Raw genomic sequence first — 5,654 nt, 5'->3', positions numbered from 1 at the left:
AAAATCAGACCGGTTGACATACTTTGGGGGCTAATCCAGACAAAAATCAGGCCGGTTAACATACTTTGGGGGCGAAATCCGCCTAAAATCAGGCCGGTTAACATACTTTGGGGGCAATTTCCGCCTAAAATCAGGCCGGTTAACATACTTTGGGGGCAATTTCCGCCTAAATCCAGACCGGTTAACATACTTTGGGGGCAATTTCCGCCTAAAATCAGACCGGTTGACATACTTTGGGGGCTAATCCAGACAAAAATCAGGCCGGTTAACATACTTTGGGGGCGAAATCCGCCTAAAATCCACACCGGTTGACACACTTTGGGGGCAATTTCCGCCTAAATCCAGACCGGTTGACATACTTTGGGGGCTAATTTCACCAAAATCCACACCGGTTGATATACTTTGGGGGCAATTCTTGCCAAAATCCACACCGGTTGACACACTTTGGGGGCAATTCAGCAACTCACCCCCACATGCCCCAACACCACGCAAAAAAGCCCCCACTTCCTACAGAAGTGGGGGCTTCATTTTAACCGCCGATTAAGCTATATCAAGCCTTCGCACTAATTACAGAGCGGCCTTGACTGCAGCGTTGACAGCGTCCTTTTCACTAGCGATCAGGTCAACCCGGCTAGCGATGACCTTCCGGTCCATCTTGATTTCCCGGTTCAGCAGCATGTCGCTTTCCTTGTCAGTGAAGAAGCTGTCGAATTCGTCATACCGCTTCTGGGTCTTGAAGACCTTGGAAATGACAGTGATGAAGGTTGCGAATTCCATGTCGCCGCCGACCGTCTTTTCCATCCAAGCCCATTCATCGCGGATCCAGTCCCAAGCGAGCTGTTCACCCTTAGCGTTTGACAAAACGCCTCTGAACCAGCCGCGGAGGTCTTGTGGCTTAACGATTTCCGCATTTTCGAACCAAGAAATGATCTTCTTCAGTTCCTTTTCGTCTTTGCTCTTCACGATGGCTGCTTCCAAGTCCATCTTGAAGGATGGGTCACTAGTTGCTTGGTACAAGGCAACGAGCTTGTCAGTCAGGTCGCTTGAGCCGTAGTTTTCAACTTCGTTGATCAAAACGTAAGCCCGGATGTCGGCTGACAGGCTAGCTAACTTGTCTTGGTATTCAACGTAGATTTCGTGAGCTTGTTTTTCAGATGCTTCGTTCTTGCCGTACAGGCTAGCGCTCAAGATGTATGGCCGCATTTGGATGTCTTCATCGCTTTCGCCGGCCTTTGGCATCCAGCCAAGACGCGCTACTTGGTCCTTGGACAAGTCGTTGTAGAAAGCACGCAGGTTGGCTTCTTCAGCGCTGCCAGCTTCTACGAATTGACGGAGCTGTGCAGCCGCCGTGTATAAGGCATCGATTACCAGGTGGCTTGGGGAGTTCTTGAAGAGTTCCAAGACTGGTACCAAGTCAGCGTAGGATACTTGCTTGCCTTCTGCCAAAAGTCTCAAGTCTTGCATCAATTGGAGTTGTGACACTGGATCCAGGTCCTTGGCTTCCTTCATGATGTCGTCCATCAAAGTTTGGTCGTACTTCACGATGAAGTGGGAGTTGTTGCCGACGTTCAAACGCAAAGCGTGACCAGCTTCTGCCCGCAATTCTTCGTAGTCGCCCAAGTCAACTTCAACATCAGACATGATCTTTGGTGCCTTAAAGTTGGCATTCAATGGGATTTCCCACTTACGGCCAACTTCCTTGCCTTCACCGATGAAGAATTGCTTTTGGGTTAGCTTCAAGTGACCAGCTTCGACAAAAGCGTTCACTACTGGGTAGCCAGGTTGGTCCAGCCAAGTGTGCATGATTTCGCCGATGTTAAGGTCAGTAGCCGTTGACAAGGCATCCCACAGGTCGTCGCCGGCTGCGTTGCCGAACTTGTGCTGGTCGAAGTAGTACTTCAGACCCTTGCGCAAGGCTTCGTCGCCCAAAAGTGACCGCACCATAACCAGCATTCTGGAACCCTTGGCATAGACGATGGCGCCGTCAAACAAGGCATCAATTTCGGCTGGGTCGTTAACTTCAACATGGACAGATTGCACGCCGTCAGTTGCATCCCGAGTCAAGGCAGCGGCAGCTTCTGAAGTTTGGAACATTTCCCAGATGTGCCAGTTTGGTTCCAAGTGGTCAACTGACAGGTATTCCATCATGTTGGCAAAACTTTCGTTCAGCCACAAGTTGTCCCACCATTCCATGGTTACCAAGTCGCCGAACCATTGGTGAGCCAATTCGTGGGTAACCACAGTGGCAACCAGCTTCTTCATTTCCAAAGTGGTGTTGTCTGGATCCAAAAGCAGGTAAGCTTCACGGTAAGTTACCAGACCCCAGTTTTCCATGGCGCCGGCTGAGAAGTCAGGCAAGGCCAATTGCAGAGATTGTGGAAGTGGGTATGGCGTTTGGTAAAAGTCTTCGTAAAATTCGATAGCGCGCTTAGCGATGTCCAAGGAGAAGGTCAATTCCTTTTCTTGGTGGGCTTGCGTTGAGTAAACGCCGATCAAAACACCGCTCTTAGTGTGGGTCGTCACAGAGCGCATTTCGCCAAAGGCAAAGGCTACCAGGTAGCTGGACATGCGGACCGTTTCCTTGAAGTAGTGAACGCCATCTTCTACCCGATCTTCTGGCATGTTGGCCAAAACCGTTTCGCCTTCGTGTTCGTCGAACTTCAAGGCTAAGGAGAAGGTTGCCTTAGCTTCTGGTTCGTCGACACATGGGAAGGCTTCGCGGGCAAAAGTAGTTTCGAACTGGGTTCCGATCAATTCCTTCTTGACGCCGTCTACTTGGTAGTAGGATGGGTAGATCCCCATCATGGTGTCAGTAAGCGGTGCTGAGTAGGCAATCTTGATGGTTGCTTCGCCAGTCTTGCCAGCTTCAATCTTGATGCCTTCAAAGTCGTCGCTAAAAGTAAATGGTACAGCTTGGCCGTCAACAGTAACGCTGCTGATGGTCATGTACTTTTGGTGCACCAAAACAGTTTCTTCCTTGATTTCACCATGAATGGTTGAGGTACCAGAGAATGATCTCTCGGCCCGGTTAACGTCGATAAACAGATCGTAGTGATCTGGGTGGAAAGTTTCGTAGAAACGTTTAACAGCCATTGTTTCCTCCTAAATACATTTGTATATGTTCTTGTAAAAAATTTTCCTGATTAAAAAATTAGGCTCATACACTTCTATTCTAGCAAAAAAGCCCTTTAAATGCGAAATTCGGCCTTGTAAAATACGCTGATTGCTTTTTGGAAAAAATCATCAGTATTTGCTTGAATAAACGCTGAAATCAATTCATCGTCAACAAGAGCAACAAGGCTGGCTGTGGGAGTTAACAGAATTAACTGAAAGCGTTAACTTAAATTACGTTTATCTTTGCTGGCTGGATTTTTTTGACCAGTTTAAGTGATTTTTGTGCATTTTTAGTAGGACAATAATAAAAGTACTATTAATGTGACCATTTTTATCATTTGTTATCATCTTGTTTTCGTCCTGTAACATTCCTGTCATATTAGTTTTGTAGGATTAACTTAGTTTTTTTAAGAGACTAAGTGAGGAGTTTCTACCCATATGACGATCAATAAGAAATTTACGAAAGTTTTATCCGCAGCCGCCTTTGCGACTGCCCTCGTATTAGCTCCTGCCAACGTATTTGCGGCAACTAATACCGAATCTACCAACCAAACGACGACTCAAAAGCAAGATCAAGCTAGCGCTCAAAGCCAAAGCGCAACCAGCAGCCAAGACGACGCTGCTGCTAAGTCTAGCCAAGCTTCTGCTGCTTCTACGTCAACTTCAACTACTGCTGCTAAGAAGGTAGTTAAGAAGACCAATAAGAAGAAGGCTAAGAAAACCACTAAAAAGACTACTAAGAAGAAGGCTACCAAGAAGAGCAAGAAGCCTACTAAGAAGGCTAAGAAAACCACTAAAAAGGTAACTAAGAAGACCAATAAGAAAAAAACGACTAAGACTGCTAAGAAGACCTCTACCGCTTCAGCAGCCGTAGCCGCAAGCAAGGACACTACTGCTGACCAAAGTTCAGCTCAAAGCAGCTCCAGCAACCAACAAACTGCTGAAGAAAAGGCTGCTGCCGAAGCTGCCAAGAAGGCCGCCGCTGCTAAGAAGAAGGCTGAAAAAGCTGCTAAAACAGCCGCCGCTAAGAAGCGCGCTGCTGCTAAGAAGGCTGCCGCCAAGAAGCGCGCTGCCGCTAAGAAAAAGGCCGCTGCCAAGAAGCGCGCTGCCGCTAAGAAAAAGGCCGCTGCCAAGAAGCGCGCCGCTGCCAAGAAAAAGAAGGCTCAAAAAAACGCAGTTGAAAAGGCTGCTAAGTACTGGATCGCTATGCGGGAATCAAGTGGCTCCTACACCGCTAGAAACGGCAACTGTTACGGCCGCTACCAACTTTTGATTTCTTACCTGCACGGCAACCTGTCCAAGAGCAACCAAGAAAAGACTGCTGACCGCTACGTTTACGGCCGTTACGGCTCATGGGTCAACGCCAAGAGATTCTGGTTAGCCCACAACTGGTACTAAGATAGCAAATCAATAATTAAAAAGAGGAAGCTAGCTTCCTCTTTTTTTATTTCCTTAACTTTTTTGCTATTTTACAAAAACTTGCTTTTGTTTTACACTATTCAAATAAACTTGAAATTTTACTAATTAGGGGGAAAAAACGTGCAAATCACTAATGACCGCTTAGCCAACATCGCGCATGATTACTACATCAGCAAGCTGAACATTGCGGAAATTTCGGCCAAATACAATCTTTCCCGCTATTTGATCGACAAGGCTTTAAACGAAGCTGAGAAAAAGGGGATCGTCCAGATCAAGATTAAAGAAGGCGCCCGTCGCAACTCCCATCTGGAGAAGCTTTTTCGCCAGCAATTCAATCTTAAAGAAGCCTTCATCTTGGACAAGATGGAAACCAAGAACCAGGACAGCGAAAAGATCGTCAGCTTTGCGGCTGATCAGATCCAAAGCTACATGCAGTCGGCTAAGTATGTGGGCCTGAGCTGGGGGACAACCATGCTGGACATCGTCAAGGCCTTTAACAACATCGACAACAGCGATTTGGACTTCGTCCAGCTAGTTGGCTACCCCTTAGCCGGCAGCGACCGGAAGAGCCCGCTAGAGCCCGTAGCAGCGGCTCATTGCGGGGCCAGCTTCCAATCCCTGCCCGCCCCTCTTTACTCCACCAATCCAGACCTGGTCAAGTACTTAAAGCAGGAGCCTTTTTACGAGCTCTTAAACAGCAAGTACGACCAGCTGGACCTCTTGGTGGCGAGCCTGGGGACCATTCAGGCCTTTGAAGAAGAAAGCTTCCTTCACCAGAAGTACGAGGATCTCTTGTTTAAAAATATTCCCCATGACCAAATTGCCGGCATGATCTTCGGCCGTCCTTACGACCACGCGGGCCACTTTTTCAGCGCCATCACCAACAAGATCATCGGCATCACTGACCAGCAGATCGTCAAGACCCCCGTTCGCTTCGTCGTCGTCAACAACCGCTTCAAGTCTGAAGCCCTGCTGGGTGCCCTGCGCTCTGGGATCATCACCCACCTGGTTACCAACGAGTCCATCGCCAACCGGGTCCTGCAGATAATGCACGAAGAACGGATATAAGATAACAAAACAGAGTCGAATCAATGATGTGACCCCAAAAATTGGGACAAATT

At 47.9% G+C, this 5,654-nt stretch carries 5 protein-coding genes; 2 read left to right on the top strand and 3 right to left on the bottom strand.

All coding sequences use genetic code 11. The features are described 5' to 3' along the window. The 3 genes from FC20_RS10445 to FC20_RS09000 form a co-directional block, all read right to left on the bottom strand. Positions 1 to 305, bottom strand: a 305-nt coding sequence (locus tag FC20_RS10445) for a hypothetical protein (RefSeq protein ID WP_156402970.1), incomplete at its 3' end; no start/stop codon positions are given. After that, the gene (locus FC20_RS10210) at positions 241 to 492 is read right to left on the bottom strand and encodes a hypothetical protein (RefSeq protein ID WP_082610505.1); all 252 of its coding nucleotides are present in this window, start codon (positions 490 to 492) and stop codon (positions 241 to 243) included. The genes FC20_RS10210 and FC20_RS10445, both read right to left, overlap by 65 nt. A gap of 75 nt (positions 493 to 567) precedes the next feature. Next, positions 568 to 3,093 (bottom strand): M1 family metallopeptidase, encoded by a 2,526-nt coding sequence (locus FC20_RS09000; RefSeq protein WP_008459650.1) that lies wholly within the window; start codon positions 3,091 to 3,093, stop codon positions 568 to 570. A 459-nt stretch (positions 3,094 to 3,552) separates the two neighbouring features. On the opposite strand from FC20_RS09000, the gene FC20_RS08995 reads away from it, so the two are divergent. Both FC20_RS08995 and FC20_RS08990 read left to right on the top strand, forming a co-directional pair. Further along, positions 3,553 to 4,512, top strand: a complete 960-nt coding sequence (locus FC20_RS08995) for an aggregation-promoting factor C-terminal-like domain-containing protein (RefSeq protein WP_008459647.1) — start codon at positions 3,553 to 3,555, stop codon at positions 4,510 to 4,512. A gap of 141 nt (positions 4,513 to 4,653) precedes the next feature. Continuing rightward, positions 4,654 to 5,601 carry a sugar-binding transcriptional regulator gene (locus tag FC20_RS08990; RefSeq protein ID WP_008459645.1) on the top strand — a complete coding sequence of 316 codons (948 nt, stop codon included), beginning with the start codon at positions 4,654 to 4,656 and terminating at the stop codon, positions 5,599 to 5,601. Positions 5,602 to 5,654: the final 53 nt, after the last annotated feature.

The organism is Lactobacillus equicursoris DSM 19284 = JCM 14600 = CIP 110162 (assembly GCF_001434815.1).
Classification (GTDB): domain Bacteria; phylum Bacillota; class Bacilli; order Lactobacillales; family Lactobacillaceae; genus Lactobacillus; species Lactobacillus equicursoris.
The sequence above is the reverse complement of the archived record's forward strand: the minus strand, read 5'-3'. Positions and strand labels throughout refer to the sequence as shown.

What these genes read in the sequence shown, in the direction of transcription:
- FC20_RS09000 (WP_008459650.1), bottom strand. Translation starts at nt 3,093, where the DNA reads ATGGCTGTTAAACGTTTCTACGAAACTTTCCACCCAGATCACTACGAT.
- FC20_RS08995 (WP_008459647.1), top strand. Translation starts at nt 3,553, where the DNA reads ATGACGATCAATAAGAAATTTACGAAAGTTTTATCCGCAGCCGCCTTT.